Below are 19098 nucleotides of genomic sequence, written 5' to 3'. Positions count from 1 at the left end.
TTCCCTCAGTCGTCATCCGCCAGGGATTCCAGAATGGGGCAGCTGTCGTCGCCGTTGCCGCATTCATCCACCAGCGTCTGCAGGGCCGCTTTCATCCTTTTCAGTGCGGCAATGCGGGCTTCCATGTCGGCGATCTTTACCATCGCCCGCTCCCGAACATCCGCACAGCTGATACCGGTGTCGAAATAGAAGCCGAGCAGTTCCCGAATCTCCTTCAAGGTGAAGCCGATCTGCTTGGCCCGGCGGATGAAGCGGATCTTGCGGATCGTCTCCGCCGGGTAGACGCGAAACCCCTCCGGTGGTTTTGGCGGCTGTTCAATCAGCCCCTGCCGTTCGTAGAAGCGGATGGTTTCAACGCCGACGCCGGCAAGTCCGGCCGCCTGGCCGATGGTCAGGTTGTTCATTTTTGGCCTCGCATGGTTCAAGAGTAGTTGCCGTACCATGGTACGGTGTCAAGACAAATGTAGCATTTTTTTGAGGAGGAGACAGGGATGCCCGTCTCAGGCTTTTGGAAAACCTTCTGGATGCCGGGAGCGGGTTCGTTGAGCCGGTGAAGTGGATTGTCGCTGAAAAAGGCGGGCCAGGCTTCCTGTTGCGGAAGTCTGGCCCGGTGTGTTCCGACGTTTGGCTGATGAGCTCATTGCTGCGGGTCGCACTTATTTATCCGGCATGATCCCACGGTCAGGATTCAAGCGCACCGCATTCAGTCGCGGCCTGCCGGAGCCGGTGAGGCGGGGCTGTTGGCAGCCTGCATGACCTGCCTGATCCGGGCGATCTCCTGTTTGGCGGTGGCCACCAGCTGCGGTTCGGGGTTGCTGTTCAGGAACTGTTGCAGCAGTTCAAGCGCCCTGACGTTCTCCCCCTTGTGGCGGCTGTAGATCAGGGCCATGTTCAACAGCGAACCGGTGTGGTCCGGGCGGCTCTCGAAGGCGCGCCGGTAGCTGTCCAGCGCCTTGTCGTACTGACCGATCTGCTGATACAGGCTGCCGAGGTCGCTCAAAGCGTGAACATTCCCCGGCTCGATGTCCAGGGTGCGCTGGAAAAGCCGGAAGGCTTCCATGGCGCGGCGCGAATTGAGGTAGGCGTCTCCCAGAGAGAGCAGCGCGTTGACATCACGGGGTGAGGTTTTGAGGTGCGTTTCAAGCTGGGCGCAGAGCAGCTCCAGTTGTCGTGCGGTCCGGCGCTGACAGTTGGAGAGCCAGAGCAGGTAGCCGGCCAGACCGCCCCAGATGGCCATGTAGGCGATGATCAGATAGGTCGCGTGTTCCATGTCAATCTCCTCAAGTATCGGTTGTTGCCGGTAACGGGTCGCGGGTCAGTGCTGCAGTTGCTGCTGCAGATCCCGGAGACGGTTTTCCTGGTGGTACTGGGCGCAGCGCAGGCGGAACAGGGCCGCCCAGAAAACCAGCATCGCCAGGATGCTGATCAGCAGGGTGACGAGCATGGCCGGTTCCAGACCGATCCCTTCGCTGCGGATCACCGTGGGATGAATGCTGCGCCACAGTCGGGCCGAAAGAAAGACGATCGGCACATCGACAAAGCCGATGATTGCCATTACCGCGGAAAACCTGGCCCTCCTGCCCTCTTCATCGACCGCCGAGCGCAGAATCAGACAGGAGGCGAAAATGAACCAGAGGATCAGCGAGGTGGTCAGGCGCGGATCCCAGGTCCACCAGGTGTTCCAGATCGGTCGGCCCCAGAGCGAGCCGCTGATCAGCACCAGGGTGGTCAGAACCACGCCGATCTCGATGCTGGCCGCCAGTCGGGCGTCCCAGATCCGTTGCCGGCGCAGCAGGTACATGATTCCGGAGATGCAGGCGACGAAGAAGGAGAGAAAGGCGGTCGCCGCCAGCGACAGGTGGAGGTAGAAGATTTTCTGGATGATCCCCATGGTCCGTTCCAGCGGCGCGTAGAAGAAAATCATGCCGATGGCCAGCGGGATCAGCAGGCCGGCGAGAGCGGGCAGCAGAGCGGGTCGGTTCAGTCCGGGCATATCAGTCCTCTCTGATGGAGAAAGGGAAAAGCAGGTAGCCGGCGGCGCTGAAGATCAGGCCGAAGGCGATCATCGGTTCGATCTGATCCCGCAGTTCGAACAGCGGGCGCGCGGCCAGTACCCCGGCGGTTGCCTTGATCGCCAGCGCGGTCAGCGGCAGCAGCAGGGGGAAAAGCAGGATCGGCAGCAGCACCTCGTTGCGGCGCGTACCGGCGGAGATGGCCGAGATCAGGGTGCCGGCGGTTGAAAAGCCGAGGTTGACCAGCAGCAGGATCGGCAGCAGGGCGACGGGGCCGCCGCTGAAGTTGCTGCCGAACAGAACGTAGAAAATTGGTACCAGCACCAGCTGGGCGAGGACCATCAGGATGAAGTTGACCAGCGCCTTGGCGATGAAGATCTCCCCCGGTGCGACCGGGCTGAGCAGCAACGCCGCCACGCAACCGTTCTCCTTTTCCCGGGCGAAGACCCGTCCCAGGCCGAGCACCGCGGAGAAGATCACCGCCACCCAGAGGATTCCCGCGCCGGCATCGGCATCAACCTGGTTGTCGACACCGGCGGCGATGTTGAGGATCACCAGCAGCAGGGCGCCGAAAAAGGCCATCGATACCAGCGATTCCTTTTTGCGCAATTCGATCCGCAGGTCCTTGCCGAGCAGAAAGAGTATCTGCCGCAGGCTGTTCATGACGCCTCCAGGTGCTGAAAATAGAGTGCCTCGAAAGAGGCCGGATCGACCTGGTCTTTCTCCTGCAGGTAAGCCAGCCGGCCGCGGGCGAGGATGCCCAGGCGGGTCGCCGACTCCATTCCGCGGCGCAGGTTGTGGGTCACCATGATGATGGTCCGACGGTTATCGTGCAGCATCCGCAGCTGCTCGCCGAAGATCCGGGCGGCATGCTCATCGAGGCCGGTGTACGGCTCATCGAGCAGCAGCAGTTCGGGATCGTTGACCAGTGCCCGGGCGATGCTCAGCCGCTGCTGCATGCCGCGGGAGAGGTCGCCCGCCGGCATGTCGCAGCGCTGGATCAGTTTGACCTGCTGCAGCAGCTTCAGCGCCCGCTTCCGGGGTTGTTTCACCCCGTAGAGCGCGGCGTAGAATTCCAGGTTTTCGAGCAGACTCAGGTCCTGGTAGACGAACGGCTGGTGGGACACCATGCCGAGCCGGGCGCGGTAGGCTTCCGGATTCTCCTGCAGGTCGTTGTCGAGGACCCTGATCCGGCCGCTGTCGGGGCGCAGCAGGGTGGCGATGATTTTCAGCAGGGTCGATTTGCCGGCGCCGTTGGGTCCGAACAGGCAGAGGAACTCGCCGCGGCGCAGCTCGAGGTCGACGCCGCGCAGTGCTTCGAGATTGCCGTAGGCTTTTCTCAGTCCGCTGATCTGCAGAAAGGGTGCCCCGGTTGCTTCAGTCATGGTCTTCCCGCAGCCGTTTCCAGGCGGCGATCGCATCGGCTGCCCGGAGGCTGTAAAGGGTTCGCAGTTCCTCGTGGTCCTCGGCGCTGATCTTGCCGGTTGCCAGTTCGAAATCGATATCTCTGATCGCTTTCAGATTGGTTTTCTTCTCCTGCTCCAGGGCTTGCCGCCAGCGTTCCAGCGGGTTCTGCTCCCGGACCAGGGGGGTGGCGGGTCGGAACACCGGCAGCAGGGTGTAGACCATCAGCAACAGGCTGATAAGCAGCAGTGTGGCGATTTCCATGGTCAGTCCTCCTCGTCCAGGCGGGCCAGTTCGGTCTCGATCTGTTGTTTCATCTTGTCGTCGAGGACCGTCGCTGTTCCGGCGGGTTTTTCGGTTGTCTGTCTCTGCCCGGCTGAGCCCCAGCGGCGGATCACCAGGATCGCGACCGGGATACCGATCAGCAGGCCGACGATCGGGCCGAGATAGGCGACCAGGTTGAAGCCGCGTTTAGGGACGGTGGTCAGGATGCTGTCGCCGAACTGGGCGACGAAGTAGTCGAGTATCTGCTGCTTGTTCTTGCCTTCGGCCAGCATGCTGCGAATCGCTTCGCGCATCCGGTCGCCGCCGCTGCAGCGGTCGATGCTCAGCGGTTCTCCCGGGCAGGCGTAGCAGATCAGGCTCTCGGTGACCTCGGTTTCGGTCAGTTCGGCAAGTCCCCCGGTCGGCAGGGCCAGCAGCAGAAGGAAGAGGACCGGTAAGGTAAAGCGTAACGCCAGGCTGTTCATGTCTCTTTCCTCCGAGAGGGAATGATGGCCAGGATGCCGCCCAGCACCATCATGCCGCTGCCGATCCAGATCCAGATCAGCAGGGGGTTGACCGCGACCTTGAGGGTGATTTCATTGTTGCGGCCGATGCCCGGCATGGTGACGTAAAGGTCTTCGAGCAGGGTCGAGCGGATTGCGACTTCGGTGGTTGGCTGCTTGGCGTTGATGTAGTTGCGGCGCTCAGCCTCCATGACATCGATACGGGTGTCGTCCCTGAAGACCCCGAGTCGGGCGACGTAGACGGTTCGGTTATATTTTTCATAGATGCGGAAATCTTCGTATTTCAGGGTGAAGTCGCCGATGGCAAGGGATTCTCCTTTGGCCAGCGTCCCCTGGTTTTCCAGCTTGTAGGCCGAAGAAGCGGCGATGCCGATCACCATGATCGCCAGGCCGAAGTGGACGATATGGCCGCCGTAGCGTCGGCGCATTCGCCACAGCAGCTTCAGGGCGGACGACGCGGAGGATTCCCCGGTCAGTTTTTTGCGCGAGCGGATGGCGGTGACGTATTCCTGGATGATGGTCGCGCAGACGAAGGCCGCCAGGCAGAAGGCGAGCAGCGCATAGGGTTCGCTGATCCCGGAGACGCCCATCAGGATGCCGGCCAGCAGGGCCGTGAGCGACGGACGCAGGAAGTTGCGACGCAGGTTCGCGGCCGAGGCCTTGCGCCAGCCGATCAGCGGGCAGATGCCGGTGAGCAGCACCAGGATCAGGAACAGCGGGGTGTTGACCTGGTTGAAGAAGGGTTGGCCGACGGTGATCTTGTTGCCGGTCACCGCTTCGGAGAGGATCGGGAAGATGGTGCCGAGCAGGGTGGCGAAGGCCAGGGCGAGCAGGATCACGTTGTTGAACAGGAAGGTGCTCTCCCGCGACAGGTACGATTCCACGCTGCCCGGGGTCTTGAATTCGCCGTAGCTTTCGGCCAGCAGGTAGAAGCCGCCGATCAGGACCACGGCGACGAAGCACAGGAAGTAGCCGCCCAGGCCGGTGGCGCCGAAGTCATGCACCGACTGCAGCACGCCGCTGCGCACCAGGTAGGTGCCGAAGATGCAGAGGGCGAAGGTCAGCAGGATCAGGACCATGTTCCAGACCTTCATGATCCCGCGCCGTTCCTGGATGATCGCGGTATGGATGAAGGCGGTCGACACCAGCCAGGGGATGAAGGAGGCGTTCTCCACCGGGTCCCAGGCCCAGTAGCCGCCCCAGCCGAGCTCGACGTAGGCCCACTGACCGCCGAGGATGATGCCGATCGACAGGAAGATCCACGACAGCACGTTCCAGGCGCGGGTCTTGCGTATCCAGTTGGCGTCGGTGTTGCCGGTGATCAGCGCGGCAATGGCGTAGGCGAAGGGCACGGTGAAGCCGATGTAGCCGAAAAACAGCAGCGGCGGATGAAAGACCATCCCCGGGTTCTGCAGCATCGGGTTCAGCCCGTTGCCGTCCCGGGGAGTGAAGCCCAGGGTGTCGAAGGGGTTGCTGACCACGCAGAGCAGAAAGAGGAAGAAGCCGAGGGTGGCTGCCAGCACCAGGTAGACGTAGGGGCTGCTGCGGTCGTCCCGCTCTTTGCGGTTGTTGAAGATCACCAGGGCGGTGAACAGGCTCAGCACCCAGGCCCAGAAGAGCAGCGAGCCCTTCTGCCCGGCCCAGAAGGCGGTCAGCTTGTAGAACAGCGGCAGGGCCCGGTCGGAATAGGAGGCGACATATTCAACCTGAAAAGCGTCGGTCAGAAACAGGTAGCCGAGGGCGATCGAGGCCAGGGTGGTGGCTGCCGCGGCGCTGAGCAGGCCCCGTTTGCCGGCCTGCACCAGGCGCAGATTGTTGCGCCCCAGGCCGCCCAACAGCAGCCCCATGGACAGCAGCGTGAACGCCAGGGCGGCGAACTGGGCGAGAATTCCGAAAGTAATCACGGTTTGTCCTCCTGCTTCAGGTCGGATTCATATTTTGACGGACACTTCACCAGCAGGGTTTTTGCCAGGAAGAGATTCTGCCCGCGGTCGTAGGTTCCTTCGAGCAGGGCCTCGATATCGGCCTTGAAGGCATCGGGTCGGGCTCCGCGGTAGACGGCGTCGATCCGCTGCTGCGGCCGGCTCTCGTCCCGGAGGGCGAAGCGCAGCACCAGTTCGCGCTGGTTGTAGTCGATGCTGTCCTCGATCACCTTCCCGCCGACGCGTACGGACTGGTTCCGGCTGAGCTGTTGTCCCAAAGATGAGTTTTTCAGTTCGGCGACTGTCATGTAGTAGACGCTGGTACTGGAAAGTCCGCGGCAGATCAGGAAGCCGACTCCGACGACGATGACCAGGATGGCAAGCAGAGCTTTTCGATTCGATTTTTTCATCTGCTATAAACTCGCTTTATTTAAGGTTGGTGGCGTCGTAAAAACTCACCGGCAGAACTTCGGGGACAGCGGTGTCTCTTGCCAGGATAATGAGCATGGGATGTGCCAGAAGGTCCATGGCGACCGAGAATGAAGCCATAGTGCTGGAATTGCTGGGTAAATTCGACGTTCAGGGAGGGTGGCGGGAAGGCCGGGATCAGGGCCCGGCTGCGACAATAAGGACCTGTGGGACAAATTGTCGCAGTGCGCGGGGCGGGGAAGGGGGCGCGGGGTCAGTCGTTCAGTTTTCGCTGGATGGTCTTGCGGTTGATGCCGAGCAGGGCGGCCGCCTGGACCTTGTTGCCGTTGCAGAGACGCATGACATGCTGGATATAGTCGCGCTCCAGCTCCGCCAGGGGCTTGATGTCGGTCCAGCGGAACTGTTCGTCGGGTCGCAGGCTGTTGAGGATTTCCGCCGGCAGATCGGCGAGCCTGACCTTTCCCCGGTCGCAGAGATAGCTGCAGTGTTCGACCAGGTTCTGTAGTTCCCGCACGTTGCCGGGCCAGGCATAGTCAACCAGGGCGCGCAGGGCCTCGGGCTCGAATGCGAGCGGTCGGGTGCCGGAGAAACGGGCGATGAATTCCTCAAGCAGGGCCGGAATGTCTTCGCGGCGGCGGCGCAGCGGCGGCAGCGCGATCCGGAAGGTGGCGATGCGGTAATAGATATCTTCGCGGAACAGCCCCTCCCGGGCGTCCTCCAGCAGGTTGCGGTTGGTGGCGGCCAGCACCCGCACATCGAAGTCCCGCAGTTCGGAGCCGCCTATCGGCCGCACCTGGCGTTCCTGCAGAGCCCGCAGCAGCTTGGCCTGCAGCGGCAGGGGCATGTCGCCGATTTCATCCAGCAGCAGGGTGCCGCCCTGCGCTTCGAGGAACAGCCCGGGCTTGTCTTCGACGGCGCCGGTAAACGCACCGCGCACATGGCCGAAGAGTTCGCTTTCGAGCAGTTCTCCAGGCAGCGCCGCGCAGTTGACGGCGACGAAGGGACCGTTCCGGCGCGGCGAGCTGCGGTGGATCGCCCGGGCGACCAGTTCCTTGCCGGTGCCGGTCTCTCCTTCGATCAGCACCCCGCCCTCGGCGGGAGCGACCTTGTCGATCAGGGTCAGCACGCCGGCCATGGCACTGCTGCGGCCCACCAGCTCGGGATGCGCCGCCCCCCCGGGTCAGGCTCTCCTCCAGCTCGGCGACCCGGCGACGCATGGCCAGTTCCCGTTCGGCGCGCTTGACGGTGATCAGCAGCTGCTCTGTTTTGAACGGCTTGATCAGGTAATCGTAGGCGCCGCGATCGATCAGCCGGACCGTGTCGTTGATGTCGCCGAAGGCGGTGATCAGGATCACGAACGGGGAGAATCCCGGGACATCCTTGACCCGTTCCAGCAGGGTGACGCCGTCCATCGACGGCATGCGGATGTCGCTGATGATCAGCTCAAAGGCTTGTTCGGCGAGGCGGTCGAGAGCCTGTTCGCCGTCTCCGGCTGTCGTTACGGCATAGCCTCGTTCACCGAGAACATCAGCAAGCAGTTCCCGCATCTGCGGCTGGTCGTCGACAATCAGGATGCGTAGTGGGGGCGGACTGGTCATGCCTGGCTCCTCTCTTGCCTGATCGGAAAGGTCATGACAAAGCGGGCTCCCCCGCCCGCCCGGTCTTCGATGCGGATGTCGCCGCCGTGATCCTCGACAATGTTGGCTGTGATGTAGAGTCCGAGGCCGGTTCCTTCGCCGACATCCTTGGAGGTGAAGAAGGGTTCGAAGACCTTTTCCCTCAGTTGTTCGGGGATACCGGGGCCATTGTCTTCGAAAACAACCTGGATACGCTGCTCCGCCTGGACCGAGGAAACTCGGATCCGGCCCTGCCCTTCAACCGCCTGAATCGCGTTGAGCATCAGGTTGACGAACAGTTGGCGCAGGGCGTTGGTGTCGCCGGTCATGCTCGCCACCTGCAGGTCGAGCTCGAGGTCGACGGAAAAGTCGCGATTCGGGAAGCGCATCCGGCACAGGCTCAGGGATTCCCGCAGCAGGGCCTCCAGGTCGACTTCTTCCCAGCACTTGATATCCTGCCGCGAGAAGGCCAGCAGCCGCTCGATGAGCCCGGCGATCTGTTCGCTCTGGTCGATGATCGATTCCAGGGCCCTGCGTCCGGGATCGTCCGCCGCCAGCCGCCCCAGCAGCTGTTCGGCGCGGCCGATGATGACGTTGAGCGGGGTGCCGATTTCGTGCGCCATGCCCGAGGTGAGCTGGCCCACCGAGGCGAGTTTCTCCGCATGTCGCAGGCCCCGTTCCAGCTCCAGCTTCTGCCGGTAGAAATCCTCGCGGGAGCGGTACTGTTCTTCCAGGCTGACCGCCATCCGGTTCAATTCTTCCACCAGTTGATCGAGATCGGGCACGTTGCTCGGTTCGATCCGCAGCGCGAGGTTGCCGGTTCCGAGCAGGCGGGCGGCGACCGCCAGCTTCTGCAGCGGCTGGCTGATGTTCCAGCGGGTGATCAGGCTGATGACCACGCCCAGCCCGAGAATCAGGGCCAGGGTGAAAAAGAGGAAGCGACGGGTGAGCCCCGCCAGGGTCTGGTTGACCTGCCGCAGCGGCAGCACGACTTCCAGGGCGCCCTGGGGAGAGTTTCCGACTCCCCGGACCGGCACGATGATCGAAAAGAACTGTTCGGTGCCGGTTTCGATGATGTCCTCGCGGCCGTTCCCGTTGAAGACACTCAGGTCGATTCTTTTGTGGGGCAGGGCGAGGGGGTTGCCTTCGGCGCAGGCGACTCCGGTCGGGGCACCGTCGCGGGCATAGAAGCGGAGCATGGGCGGCGGTTCCCATTCGCGCGGGGTGATGTCGGCGAGCAGCCGGTTCAGGTCGACAGCAAGGTCGCCGGGGTGGTAGCGGCGCAGCACTGCCGCCAATGAGCGGGCCATCAGTCGGGCTTCCGAGCGGACCCCGGCGAGCAGGTGGATTCTTTCATCCTGGATCGACACGTAGCCAAGCACCGCGGAAGCAACGGTGACCAGGGTGAACAGGTAAAGAAAGATCCGGGTAGCGATGCGCATCTGGCGAGCCTCGGCTGGATGGGAGGATTGCCTCTGTGGTGCCCGCGGGTATTTCAGGCCCGAAGTCGGCACCTCGCGGCCGGGCCGGGCAACGGTGCTGATTGACCGGAGACGACCGCTGATTCAGAAATACGATAAACGCTGCCGGAGCCGACAGCAACAAGATCCTGTTTGAATCGTCGGGAAATATGACCATAGCCCGATGATTTTTATTGGTGGTTCTGTTCAATAGCTTCCCGCATCGCAGCGAGACAGCATTCAATGACCTTGCGGTTGATGTCGTCCGGTCCCTTGTGAAAATCGTTGTCACCGGTGGCCATGGTGTTGGTCACATGCAGCAGCGAGGCAATTTCAACTTTCTTGACCTGAGCCAAAGCCATCAGCGCAGCAGCCTCCATCTCTACGGTCCGGACCCCTGCGGTACGGTGTTGCTCGATCTGCGTGGCGGTTTCCCGATAGGGCGCATCCGTGGTCCAGGTCGTGCCGCGGCAGACAGGCAGGCCGCAAGTCTTCGCCTGGCGGGACAGGATCGCCGGCAGTTGCCCGCGGACGTCAACCCGGGGCGCGGGGGGTAGATAGTGATACGAGGTTCCCTCATCGCGCATCGCCCGGTCGGGAACCATCAGAAACGGCGGTTTTTGCTGCCGGCCGACTGCTCCTGCCGAACTGTAGCCGATCAGGTGGCGGCAGCCGCAGGCGATCAACTGCTCACAGACCAGCACCGCGAAAGGAGCCCCGACCGTGCCGCCGATCAGGCCCATTTCAAAACCGTCCTGTTCCAGGATCAGCAGCGAGGTGTGAAAACAGGGCCAGTCCGGGCTGGTGCGCGCGGCGAAATGTTTCTGTGCCACCGCAATCAGCTCGCCGTCGAAATCGAGAAGGCAGCAGGCCGGGATTTTTGCTTGCCCCTCACCCTTCATCGAAGATGCCTGGGCAAGCAGATTCTCCGGCAGGAAAACCGAAGGTTCGGCCGTCTGGTGGGCAAGTATCGGAAGGGCGCTCAAGCTTTTGTCAGCAATAGTTTTCATCAGACGGGCTCCGACAGATCACTTCGGGAGATTGTCCATTTCAACGCCAACAGCATCCCGCTCAGGAACCGCAGCAGTCGTCCTTGCGTCCGCGTCTCGGGCGCAGGTTCCAGCCGATCAGGACCAGCAGCAGGATCGCTGAGGTGATCGCCAGCGGTGAGTCGCCGGTGGCCTCGGCGGGGGTGATCCAGTCACTGATGCTGATGCCGGTGACGGCGTAGAGTCGGTTGACCAGCCAGCCGAACAGCAGCGAGCAGACGGCGATACTGATCAGGTAGCGCAGGGTGGCGGCGCGACCGAGCTGGTGGCCGACCACCGTCAGGGTGGCGGCATTGGTGGCCGGGCCGGCGAGCAGGAAGATCAGCGCCGCGCCCGGGGAGAGCCCCTTGAGCACCAGCGCGGCGGCGATCGGGGTGGAGGCGCTGGCACAGATGTAGAGCGGGATGCCGATGCCGAGCATCAGCAGCAGCGAGAGCGGTTCGTTGGCGAAGAAGTGCTGAAACAGTTCTTCCGGGATCAGCGCTGAGAGCAGCCCGGCAACCAGGATGCCGAGCAGCAGCCACTTGCCGATGTCGCCGAGCAGATCTCCGAAGGCGTAGCCGAGGCCGTGGCGCAGACGGGCGGAAAGAGGCGGCCGGGTGGTCGGTGCCGGGGAACCCCCGGCGTCTTTGTCCGGTCAGCCGCAGCCCGGTGGCAATGGAGGAGCCTCCGGTTCCGGTGCCTCCGGCAGACGATTGATCCACAGGCCGGCGCAGATGGCGGTGAAAAAGGCCGCCAGCGGTCGCAGCAGGGTCATCAGCGGGTCGAGCAGCGCCCAGGTGATGGCCATCGAATCGACCCCGGTTTCCGGGACCGAGATCAGGAAGGAGGCGGTCGCTCCCTTGCTCGCGCCCTGCTTGCGCAGCCCGATGGCGGCCGGAATCACCCCGCAGGAACAGAGCGGCAGCGGGATGCCGAACAGAGAAGCCTTGATGACCGAACCGGCACCGTTGCGACCGAGATGACGGGCGACGGCGTCATCCGGGATCAGCGCCTTGAGCAGTCCGGCGGCGAAGAAGCCGAACAGCACGTAAGGGGCGGATTCAAGCAGGATTCGCCAGCATTCAGAGAGAACGTCAAGCAGGATGGCCATCATCTCCGGCAACTTTCGATATGCGCGCGCATGTCGGCCATTACCTGGCGGATGTGGTCGTCATCGAGCTGGTAGTAGACAATTTTTCCTTCACGGCGAAAACGCACCACGCCCTGGCCCCGCAGCAGCCGCAGCTGATGGGAGACCGCCGAGATGCTGACCGCGAGCAGCGCCGCTAAATCACAGACGCAGAGTTCCTCCGCCGCCAGGGCGTGCAGGATTTTCAGTCGGGTCGGGTCGCCGAGCAGCTTGAAGGTCGCGGCGACCTCGGTGAGAACCGGCGGGTCGGGCAGCTGATCTACGGCACGGGCGATACGTTGTCGGTCAACGATGGTGACCTGGCAGATATCGGAATCCATTTCTCCTCACAGTTGAGCAAGTGTTCAAATGATGTTTTCAGTCTGCCCCCTTTGACGCGTCCTGTCAAGGGGGGTTGTATTCAGGGGTTGATGGTGTCGGGATGGGGAGCTGAATTCGGCGGATGGTGCAGTTCAGTATAAATCGCGGTTGCCAGCTGCTGCAGGTTGAGGGGTTTTTTCAGAAACAGCCCGGCCCCGAGGCGTTGCGCCTCCCTGACATCGTTCGATTCAGCCTGACCGCTGACGATGAGGGTCTTCTGGCCGGGGTGCAGGGCGATAACGCGTCGATAGGTCTCAAGGCCGCTCAGGCCGGAGGGCATAACCATGTCCAGCAGCAGCAGGTCAACCTTTCGCCGGGAGAGGGTCTCCAGGGCATCTTCCCCGCTGTCGGCTTCAAAGACCCGGTAGCCCAGGGAGCGGAGCATGTCGCAGATGACCGAGCGGGGGCCGCTTTCATCGTCGATGACCATGATCGAGGCGCCGCTTCCCTGCGCCCGCGACAGCGGGGCGTCCTGTTCGGTCAGCAGCGGGGTTTCCAGAACACTGGCCGGGAGATAGATATCGAAGACGGAACCCGGCTGGTTGGCGTACAGGTCGATATAACCGCGGTGATCATGAATGATCGACCAGCAGACGGCCAGACCGAGGCCGGTCCCGCTGCGTCCGAGACCTTTTTTTGAAAAGAAGGGGTCGAAGACCTGTCCCATGATGTCCGGATCGATACCGCTGCCGGTATCGCTGATACGCAGGCGGACATATTTTCCCGGGGGAACGGTTTCATAGCCTTTATGGGGTTCGGTCAGTGATTGTGTCGAGGTGCTGACGGTAATCTGTCCTTGTCGGTCACAGGCTTCCATGGCGTTGATGATCAGGTTCATGACCACCTTGCGCAGATGAGAGCCGGTGCCGATGACCGCCGGCAGGCAGAATTCGAGTTCGGTGGAGAGGTCAACCCCGTGATGCCGGCAAAGTTCCCGATATTCGGGGGAGTCGAGGTACTCTTCAATAATCCGGTTGAGATCGACGATCTCGCGGCTGGCGGCACTGTCGCGGGAGAGGGCCTGCATGTCGGCGACAACATCGGCGATGCGGCGGCCGGCATCGCGGATATCCACCAGTTGTTCTCGTTGCCGGCGGGTGAGATTGTCGACTTCGAGCAACAGGTCGGGAAGGGCGACGATGCCCATCAGCATATTGTTCAGATCATGGGCCACGCCGCCCGCAAGCAGGCCGATGGCCTCCATTTTTTTCGCCTGGTGAAGCTCTTCGGCCATGCTGCGCAGCGATTCCTCGTCCTGCAGCTGCCGGCGCAGGCTCTGCTGGATGGAGCGGTCCTGGCGGGCCAGAACGCGGGCCTGGAGGAGATGAAACAACAGCAGAAAGAAGGTCAGCAGGCCGAGCCCGCTGAGAACCAGCGGGGTATGATCATTGGTTTCGCGGCTGACGGTGTAGCCGAGCAGGGCGACGGTCCGGCCGTCGAAATCCCGTACCGGATAGGTGATGTCGAGCGCCCCGACATCGCGGTAGTCTTCATCGAGAAAAATGATTTTTCCGGAAGAGAGGGCTTCGAGATCTTCTTCGTGGGCGGGTTTGCCGACCCGGATCGGCAGGCTGCTGGCAATATGTCGGTAGCGACCGTCCGCGGCTTTGGCGATGACGCTGAGGCAGACAATGCGCGGATCGCTCTGTACCAGTTTGTCGATCCGTTTCTGAATCTGGTCGATCTGGTGTTTCGAGCCGCCATGCAGTATATCGGCAATGGCGACTTCCAGAACCCGGCAGCGATTGAGGGCCTCGAAGCGGAATCTTCGTTCTTCGGCCTGCCGCATGGTGAACAGCGACCAGCCGACAAAGATCAGCAGGCAGACCAGAACCGTGATCTGAAACAGACTTTGCAGCAGGTAGGGTCGATTGCTGTCGGTGCGTGAACTGCCCATGAAGCCTCTTCTCGGGAGGTTTTTCTCTGCCGACCTCGAGTTTTCGGGAGTATATAATATGCCATTGGCTGTGTCGACTTCTGCCCGCGGAGAGGGCCAATGCCTGCCCTGATTGCTGGCACCCGGTTTGCATTGTCCTCATATACGGACCTTACGTCACCTATGAATACGAGATGGTTGTACCTTTGCGACGATTTTTTCAACAACTGAACTGGCTGGTGTTTTTCGCCTACCTGCTGTTCGGCCTCGGCGGCGGAGTGGCTGTTGCCTGCTGTGCGGCGGACCCGGCGGCCTGTCTCAGTGATCAGGGCGCAGATGCCGCCGTGGGCTGCCTGGAGGCGGCCGGGAGTGCCCAGGCGCCCTGTCACCCATGCTACAATCACCACCGGGCGGCGGGTGTCGACACTGTTCATCTGGTTTCCTTCCAGCCGTCTTCACGGGTTGCCGATGGTGTTGCGGCACCGGCTTTCAGCTTCTGGCAGGACCTTTCTTCTCCGCCACCGGTGACGGAATCTTCTCTTCATCGTGCCCTTCCGCAACCAAATTCTGTCCTCGCCTCTCTGCGGACCATCATTCTCCTGATTTAAGCCGTTTCGAAGGATCCCGTTTTTTTCGGCATTCTAGAAACATCAGGGCGTGAATCTGTTGTCGCGATTCATGTCCGCCAGGCTTTATTCAGGAGTGATTTCCGTGACCAACAAACAAGACCAGTCTTTTCTGGGGATCATCTGGGACTTTTTCTGTTCTCTGAAGCTCGCCATCACCACTCTGATTCTGCTGGCGCTCACCTCCATTATCGGTACGGTGGTGCAGCAGGGGAAACCCGCCCAGGAATACATTCAGGAGTATGGTGAGAGGGTCTACCGGGTTTTTGTCGCCCTCGATTTTGTCGACATGTACCATTCCTGGTGGTTTCTGACCCTGCTCAATATCTTCGCCGTCAATCTGATCTGCTGTTCCATCAGGCGGCTGCCGCGCATTCTCAAGCTGGTGAAGCATCCCGTTCTGACGCCCGTTGAAAAACACTATCGGAGTTTCGCCAATCGTGACGAGTTCACGGTTCCGGTGGCCGTTGACCGGGCTGGTGACCGGCTGGCCGCTTTTATGCGCAAACACTTTGCCGCCCCGGTGGTCACCGCCAGGGACGACCGCATCCATCTCTTCGCGCAGAAAATGGCCTGGGCCCGGTTCGGTGTCTACGTGGTTCATCTTTCCATCCTGATCATCTTTGCCGGCGCCATTATCGGCAGTGTCTGGGGATACAAGGCCTATGTCAATATCGCCGAGGGAACCAGCACCGATAAGGTCTGGCCGCGCGACAGCCAAAACCCGATCGCGATCGGGTTCGAGGTTCGCTGCGACAATTTCGAAGTGACCTACTATCCCGGCACCCGTCGTCCCAAGGAGTTCACCAGCGACCTGGTGGTGCTTGAAGGTGGGCGGGAAGTATTGAAAAAGACCATTGAGGTGAATGATCCGCTGAGTTACCGCGGGTTGACCTTCTACCAGTCGAGTTACGGGCCCGCCGGAGAGCCGGTTTTCAAGCTGACCGTCACCGAACGGAGCAGCGGCAGGAAGCTGAAGTTTGAAGCGCAGCGCGGCGAACATGTCGCCCTGCCGGACGGCAGTTCCTTCGCTATCTCCGACTACACCGACAGCTACAAGAGTTTCGGACCGGCGATCCAGATGCATCTCAACGACAAGAATGAAAAGCACGGCAATGCCTTCGTGGTGTTTCAGCGTTTTCCGGAGTTTGATGCCCAGCGCGGCGGTGCGTATTCATTTGCCGTGGACAGTTTTGAACAACAATATTACACCGGCCTGCAGGTGGCCAAAGACCCGGGAGTCTGGGTGGTCTGGGCAGGCTGTTTCCTGCTGGTTGCCGGATGTTTTTCCGCCTTCTTTCTCTCCCACCGGCGCATCTGGCTGACCATCGAACCGGCCGGGGACGGCAGCCTGATCAGGGTCGCCGGCAACGCTCATCGCAATCAGCCGGCCTTTGAAATCTTCTTCGAGGACTTCAAGTCCCGGCTCAAGGAGGAGCTGACCGGTCGACAGACCCCGGAATCAGCCCCGCTGCCGGTTGTTGAAACGAACACTTAAGGGAGATCCTCATGCTCAGTATCAAGCTTTTCAATATCACCACCATCGCCTATTTTGGCGCCATGCTCGCCTTCATCTCCTACCTGGTGATCCGCAACCGGACCGTTGCCCTGGTCGCCAACATCTGCTGTTACGTCGGTTTCGCGCTGCATACCGCGGCCATCGGCATGCGCTGGTACGAGTCATACCAGATTCTGGGCGGAGACGGCCGCGCGCCGCTCTCCAACCTTTACGAATCGGTGGTCTTTTTTGCCTGGACCATCCTGCTGATCTATATCCTCATCGACCTGAAATACAGGCAGCGGGCGATCGGTGCTTTCGTGCTGCCGTTCGCGTTTTTCGGCATGATCTGGGGGCAGCTTTATCTCAGTGACGCCATCGATCCGCTGGTTCCGGCGTTGCAGAGCAACTGGCTGACCTATCATGTGATCACCTGTTTTCTCGGCTACGCCGCCTTTGCCGTGGCCTGCGGGGTGTCGATCATGTACCTGATCAAGGCGCGCAAGGGACGGGATGACGGTGAAGGCCGGGATGACGGCGGGGTGCTGGCGCTCTTCCCGAGCACCCGGGTGCTGGATGACATCAACTACAAGGCGATCATGATCGGGTTCCCGCTGCTTTCCCTCGGCATCATCACCGGTGCCGCCTGGGCCAACTACGCCTGGGGCACCTACTGGAGCTGGGATCCCAAGGAAACCTGGAGCCTGATCGTCTGGTTCGTCTATGCGGCCTTCCTGCACGCCCGTTTCACCCGTGGCTGGGTCGGCAGAAAGGCTGCCTGGCTGTCGGTGTTCGGTTTCGTCGCCACCATCTTCTGCTACCTAGGGGTCAACCTGGTGCTGTCGGGACTGCATTCTTACGGCGGCAGTTGATAAAGGTGACTTTTCAGGTATTGTTTATGCGTCGTTTTGCAAAGGTTATAGAATGGTTCGTATAGCCGTCAGAAAATTTGTCAGCTGGTTTGCGTTGTTCACCTACCTGTTGCTCTGGCACGGGTTGGCCCATGGCGTGGTCCTCTGTATGGATGCGGATGGACGCAGTCATCTTGAAGTTCATTCTGTGGGCAGCTGTTCCGAAGGTTCGTCGTCGACAGGTGGTCGGGAGGATTCATCGGCCCGGCTGAAGATCAAGAGCCTCTGTGAGGACTATGCTCCGGACATCCTGGCTTACAAGCGGTCGCCTGCACCGGTCAGCGTACTTGCTCCGCCGGCGGAGTCCTCCCCGTTCTTCGTGTGGCCCGAACAGAATACCTTCCCGCCGGTTGCGGCGGCGAGAAGGTATCTGCAACCGACCGGGCCTCCCCGGGTTGCATTGACGGCTCTGAAAACGACCATCCTGCGGTATTGATTTATCCCCCCCCCGCCTCATTCGAGGCTGGGTTTGCCGCCGTTGCAGCTGTTTCGGTCGGAAACCCGGTTTAAGTTTTCTTCGTAGAAAAAAATTCAACAGCGCCTTTACGGCGGCATAGTGCCGTGCTGCGGGCGCCGCAGAACCGTCTCCTCCGGAGTTCCGGAGAGGGGACGTGACAGGAGCAATGACATGTTTTTACACCGTCTTGTTTCCCTGGGAGTGGTTTGTCTCGGTTTCATTTTTACCGCACCGGTTCTGGCCGGTGAACCGGGCTCGAAGCCGAACTCCCTGGGAAAAAACTATCCGGTCTTCGAGATCCCCCGGGAAAACCGTGACAACCGGCAGGGGGCTGATGTGCCTGCTACGGTCGGGGATCTCAGCCTCAGCCAGGCGCTGCGGCTGACCATGCGCTACAACCCGAAACTGGCTTCCGCCGCCTGGAATTCCGAGGCCGGTGCCGGACGGGAACTCCAGGCCGGATTGTTGCCGAACCCGGATTTTTCGATCGAGATGGAGAATTTTGCCGGGGAGGATGAGATGAGCGGCTACGCCGCCGCCGAGACAACCTTCTCCATCAGTCAACTGCTGGAACTGGGGGGCAAGCGCGACAAGCGAAAGCAGGTTGCCCGGCTGGGAAAAGAGTTGCTCGACTGGGATCGGGAAGCGATTCGCCTGGATGTGTTTACCGCGGCCACCAAGGCCTATATCGAGGTGGTTGCGGCTCAGCAGCGGGTGGCGCAGGCCGAGGTGCTGGCGGAATTGGCCGATGCTGTCCGGCGTGCCGTGCGTGAACGGGTCGAGGCCGGCAAGGTTTCGCCGCTGGAGTTGACCCGGGCCGGGGTCGAGTATTCCGCGGCGCGGTTGAACAGTGCCAAGGCCCGGCGAACCCTGGAGGCGGCACGCAAGACGCTGGTCTCCTTCTGGGGGGCCACCAGGGCCAAGTTCGGCAAGGCGAGCGGTGATCTGAAAGTTGCACCCGGATTGCCACCCTTCGAACAGCTTCTGCGCACCATCGATAATAACCCCGACCTGGCGCGCTGGCAGACCGAGCTGGAGCAGAGACGGTCGGAACGGCGCCTGGCGGATGCCGGGGCGGTGCCGGATCTCACCGTCATGGTCGGTGTGCGGAATTTCCAGGACACCGGAGACAATGCGCTGGTGGCCGAACTGGCGATCCCCCTGCCGTTATTTGATCGCAACCAGGGAGGGCGGAAACAGGCTACGGCGAGTTACTACCGTGCCCGGCACCAGCGGCAGGAGGCGAAAAACAGGATCGAGGCGGCACTGTCCGTCGCCTATCAGCAGCTTCGGAGTGCCCATGATGAGCTGCGGGTCCTGAAAAAGGAGCTGCTCCCCGGAGCCGAGCAGGCCTTCGAAGCGGCCAATTTCGGCTACCGCGAGGGCAAGTTCGGTTTTCTGCAAGTCGTTGACGCTCAGCGCACCCTGTTTGAAGTGCGTGGGCAGTATGTGGATGCTCTGGCGAACTACAATACCGCCCGGGCCGATATTGAGCGTTTGATTGCCAGCCCGCTGGCGGACTTTTCACCTGAACCCGAAAAACAGGATTGAGGATACA

At 61.5% G+C, this 19098-nt stretch carries 19 protein-coding genes and 2 pseudogenes; 5 read left to right on the top strand and 16 right to left on the bottom strand.

The features are described 5' to 3' along the window. Positions 1 to 5 precede the first annotated feature (5 nt). The 16 genes and pseudogenes from C2E25_RS07135 to C2E25_RS07060 form a co-directional block, all read right to left on the bottom strand. Complete coding sequence (locus C2E25_RS07135; RefSeq protein WP_103115072.1) at positions 6 to 404, bottom strand: MerR family transcriptional regulator; 399 nt, start codon at positions 402 to 404, stop codon at positions 6 to 8. A gap of 299 nt (positions 405 to 703) precedes the next feature. Continuing rightward, entirely contained in the window at positions 704 to 1270 is a 567-nt protein-coding gene (locus C2E25_RS07130; protein ID WP_103115071.1) for a CcmD family protein, read from the bottom strand. A 45-nt stretch (positions 1271 to 1315) separates the two neighbouring features. Beyond that, positions 1316 to 1993 carry a cytochrome c biogenesis protein gene (locus C2E25_RS07125; RefSeq protein ID WP_085010069.1) on the bottom strand — a complete coding sequence of 226 codons (678 nt, stop codon included), beginning with the start codon at positions 1991 to 1993 and terminating at the stop codon, positions 1316 to 1318. Between the two features lies 1 nt (position 1994). Beyond that, the gene (locus C2E25_RS07120) at positions 1995 to 2675 is read right to left on the bottom strand and encodes a heme exporter protein CcmB (protein WP_103115070.1); all 681 of its coding nucleotides are present in this window, start codon (positions 2673 to 2675) and stop codon (positions 1995 to 1997) included. Beyond that, positions 2672 to 3397, bottom strand: coding sequence for a heme ABC exporter ATP-binding protein CcmA (gene ccmA, locus C2E25_RS07115; RefSeq protein WP_158247173.1), 726 nt, complete (start codon positions 3395 to 3397; stop codon positions 2672 to 2674). Before ccmA ends, C2E25_RS07120 begins: the two co-directional genes overlap by 4 nt. After that, positions 3390 to 3680 carry a hypothetical protein gene (locus C2E25_RS07110; RefSeq protein ID WP_103115068.1) on the bottom strand — a complete coding sequence of 97 codons (291 nt, stop codon included), beginning with the start codon at positions 3678 to 3680 and terminating at the stop codon, positions 3390 to 3392. The genes ccmA and C2E25_RS07110 overlap by 8 nt, the downstream gene beginning before the upstream one ends. A 2-nt stretch (positions 3681 to 3682) precedes the next feature. Beyond that, positions 3683 to 4165: a cytochrome c-type biogenesis protein gene (locus C2E25_RS07105; protein WP_103115067.1), complete on the bottom strand. Its 483-nt coding sequence runs from the start codon at positions 4163 to 4165 to the stop codon at positions 3683 to 3685. Beyond that, on the bottom strand, positions 4162 to 6108 hold the full coding sequence (locus C2E25_RS07100; protein ID WP_103115066.1) for a heme lyase CcmF/NrfE family subunit: 1947 nt from the start codon (positions 6106 to 6108) through the stop codon (positions 4162 to 4164). Before C2E25_RS07100 ends, C2E25_RS07105 begins: the two co-directional genes overlap by 4 nt. Further along, positions 6105 to 6536 (bottom strand): cytochrome c maturation protein CcmE, encoded by a 432-nt coding sequence (locus C2E25_RS07095; RefSeq protein ID WP_103115065.1) that lies wholly within the window; start codon positions 6534 to 6536, stop codon positions 6105 to 6107. The genes C2E25_RS07100 and C2E25_RS07095 overlap by 4 nt, the downstream gene beginning before the upstream one ends. 272 nt (positions 6537 to 6808) lie before the next feature. Then, positions 6809 to 7690 (bottom strand): sigma-54 interaction domain-containing protein, encoded by an 882-nt coding sequence (locus tag C2E25_RS07090; protein ID WP_103115064.1) that lies wholly within the window; start codon positions 7688 to 7690, stop codon positions 6809 to 6811. A 166-nt stretch (positions 7691 to 7856) separates the two neighbouring features. Next, a pseudogene (locus C2E25_RS18090) lies at positions 7857 to 8102 on the bottom strand (response regulator); the annotation flags it as partial. Between the two features lie 47 nt (positions 8103 to 8149). Then, a complete protein-coding gene (locus C2E25_RS07080; protein ID WP_103115063.1) occupies positions 8150 to 9613 on the bottom strand; it encodes a sensor histidine kinase in 1464 nt (487 codons plus the stop codon). A 209-nt stretch (positions 9614 to 9822) separates the two neighbouring features. After that, positions 9823 to 10641, bottom strand: a complete 819-nt coding sequence (locus C2E25_RS07075; protein ID WP_103115062.1) for a nucleoside phosphorylase — start codon at positions 10639 to 10641, stop codon at positions 9823 to 9825. Positions 10642 to 10702: 61 nt separating this feature from the next. Then, positions 10703 to 11773, bottom strand: a pseudogene (locus C2E25_RS07070) (SO_0444 family Cu/Zn efflux transporter). After that, positions 11773 to 12132, bottom strand: a complete 360-nt coding sequence (locus C2E25_RS07065; RefSeq protein WP_103115061.1) for an ArsR/SmtB family transcription factor — start codon at positions 12130 to 12132, stop codon at positions 11773 to 11775. The pseudogene C2E25_RS07070 and the gene C2E25_RS07065 overlap by 1 nt, the downstream one beginning before the upstream one ends. 80 nt (positions 12133 to 12212) lie before the next feature. Continuing rightward, positions 12213 to 14069, bottom strand: coding sequence for a hybrid sensor histidine kinase/response regulator (locus C2E25_RS07060; protein WP_103115060.1), 1857 nt, complete (start codon positions 14067 to 14069; stop codon positions 12213 to 12215). A 173-nt stretch (positions 14070 to 14242) separates the two neighbouring features. On the opposite strand from C2E25_RS07060, the gene C2E25_RS07055 reads away from it, so the two are divergent. The 5 genes from C2E25_RS07055 to C2E25_RS07035 all read left to right on the top strand — a co-directional run bounded on the left by C2E25_RS07055 (position 14243) and on the right by C2E25_RS07035 (position 19091). After that, on the top strand, positions 14243 to 14656 hold the full coding sequence (locus C2E25_RS07055; RefSeq protein ID WP_146032917.1) for a hypothetical protein: 414 nt from the start codon (positions 14243 to 14245) through the stop codon (positions 14654 to 14656). A 103-nt stretch (positions 14657 to 14759) separates the two neighbouring features. After that, a complete protein-coding gene (resB, locus tag C2E25_RS07050) occupies positions 14760 to 16172 on the top strand; it encodes a cytochrome c biogenesis protein ResB (RefSeq protein ID WP_233189361.1) in 1413 nt (470 codons plus the stop codon). 11 nt (positions 16173 to 16183) lie between these two features. Beyond that, entirely contained in the window at positions 16184 to 17044 is an 861-nt protein-coding gene (ccsB, locus tag C2E25_RS07045; protein WP_103115058.1) for a c-type cytochrome biogenesis protein CcsB, read from the top strand. Positions 17045 to 17096: 52 nt separating this feature from the next. Further along, positions 17097 to 17519 (top strand): hypothetical protein, encoded by a 423-nt coding sequence (locus C2E25_RS07040; protein ID WP_103115057.1) that lies wholly within the window; start codon positions 17097 to 17099, stop codon positions 17517 to 17519. Between the two features lie 192 nt (positions 17520 to 17711). Continuing rightward, positions 17712 to 19091: a TolC family protein gene (locus tag C2E25_RS07035; protein ID WP_103115056.1), complete on the top strand. Its 1380-nt coding sequence runs from the start codon at positions 17712 to 17714 to the stop codon at positions 19089 to 19091. Positions 19092 to 19098 lie beyond the last annotated feature (7 nt).

Origin of the sequence: Geothermobacter hydrogeniphilus, from assembly GCF_002898515.1 — a bacterium.
In the GTDB taxonomy this organism is placed as follows: Bacteria; Desulfobacterota; Desulfuromonadia; order Desulfuromonadales; family Geothermobacteraceae; genus Geothermobacter_A.
This window is presented reverse-complemented; position numbering and strand designations above follow the sequence as displayed.

Coding starts and splice junctions, on each gene's coding strand:
- C2E25_RS07105 (WP_103115067.1), bottom strand. CDS start 4,165: ATGAACAGCCTGGCGTTACGCTTTACCTTACCGGTCCTCTTCCTTCTG.
- C2E25_RS07090 (WP_103115064.1), bottom strand. CDS start 7,690: ATGGCCGGCGTGCTGACCCTGATCGACAAGGTCGCTCCCGCCGAGGGC.
- C2E25_RS07125 (WP_085010069.1), bottom strand. CDS start 1,993: ATGCCCGGACTGAACCGACCCGCTCTGCTGCCCGCTCTCGCCGGCCTG.
- C2E25_RS07110 (WP_103115068.1), bottom strand. CDS start 3,680: ATGGAAATCGCCACACTGCTGCTTATCAGCCTGTTGCTGATGGTCTAC.
- C2E25_RS07095 (WP_103115065.1), bottom strand. CDS start 6,536: ATGAAAAAATCGAATCGAAAAGCTCTGCTTGCCATCCTGGTCATCGTC.
- C2E25_RS07065 (WP_103115061.1), bottom strand. CDS start 12,132: ATGGATTCCGATATCTGCCAGGTCACCATCGTTGACCGACAACGTATC.
- C2E25_RS07040 (WP_103115057.1), top strand. CDS start 17,097: ATGGTTCGTATAGCCGTCAGAAAATTTGTCAGCTGGTTTGCGTTGTTC.
- C2E25_RS07060 (WP_103115060.1), bottom strand. CDS start 14,069: ATGGGCAGTTCACGCACCGACAGCAATCGACCCTACCTGCTGCAAAGT.
- ccmA (WP_158247173.1), bottom strand. CDS start 3,397: ATGACTGAAGCAACCGGGGCACCCTTTCTGCAGATCAGCGGACTGAGA.
- C2E25_RS07130 (WP_103115071.1), bottom strand. CDS start 1,270: ATGGAACACGCGACCTATCTGATCATCGCCTACATGGCCATCTGGGGC.
- C2E25_RS07080 (WP_103115063.1), bottom strand. CDS start 9,613: ATGCGCATCGCTACCCGGATCTTTCTTTACCTGTTCACCCTGGTCACC.
- ccsB (WP_103115058.1), top strand. CDS start 16,184: ATGCTCAGTATCAAGCTTTTCAATATCACCACCATCGCCTATTTTGGC.
- C2E25_RS07035 (WP_103115056.1), top strand. CDS start 17,712: ATGTTTTTACACCGTCTTGTTTCCCTGGGAGTGGTTTGTCTCGGTTTC.
- C2E25_RS07135 (WP_103115072.1), bottom strand. CDS start 404: ATGAACAACCTGACCATCGGCCAGGCGGCCGGACTTGCCGGCGTCGGC.
- C2E25_RS07055 (WP_146032917.1), top strand. CDS start 14,243: ATGGTTGTACCTTTGCGACGATTTTTTCAACAACTGAACTGGCTGGTG.
- C2E25_RS07075 (WP_103115062.1), bottom strand. CDS start 10,641: ATGAAAACTATTGCTGACAAAAGCTTGAGCGCCCTTCCGATACTTGCC.
- C2E25_RS07120 (WP_103115070.1), bottom strand. CDS start 2,675: ATGAACAGCCTGCGGCAGATACTCTTTCTGCTCGGCAAGGACCTGCGG.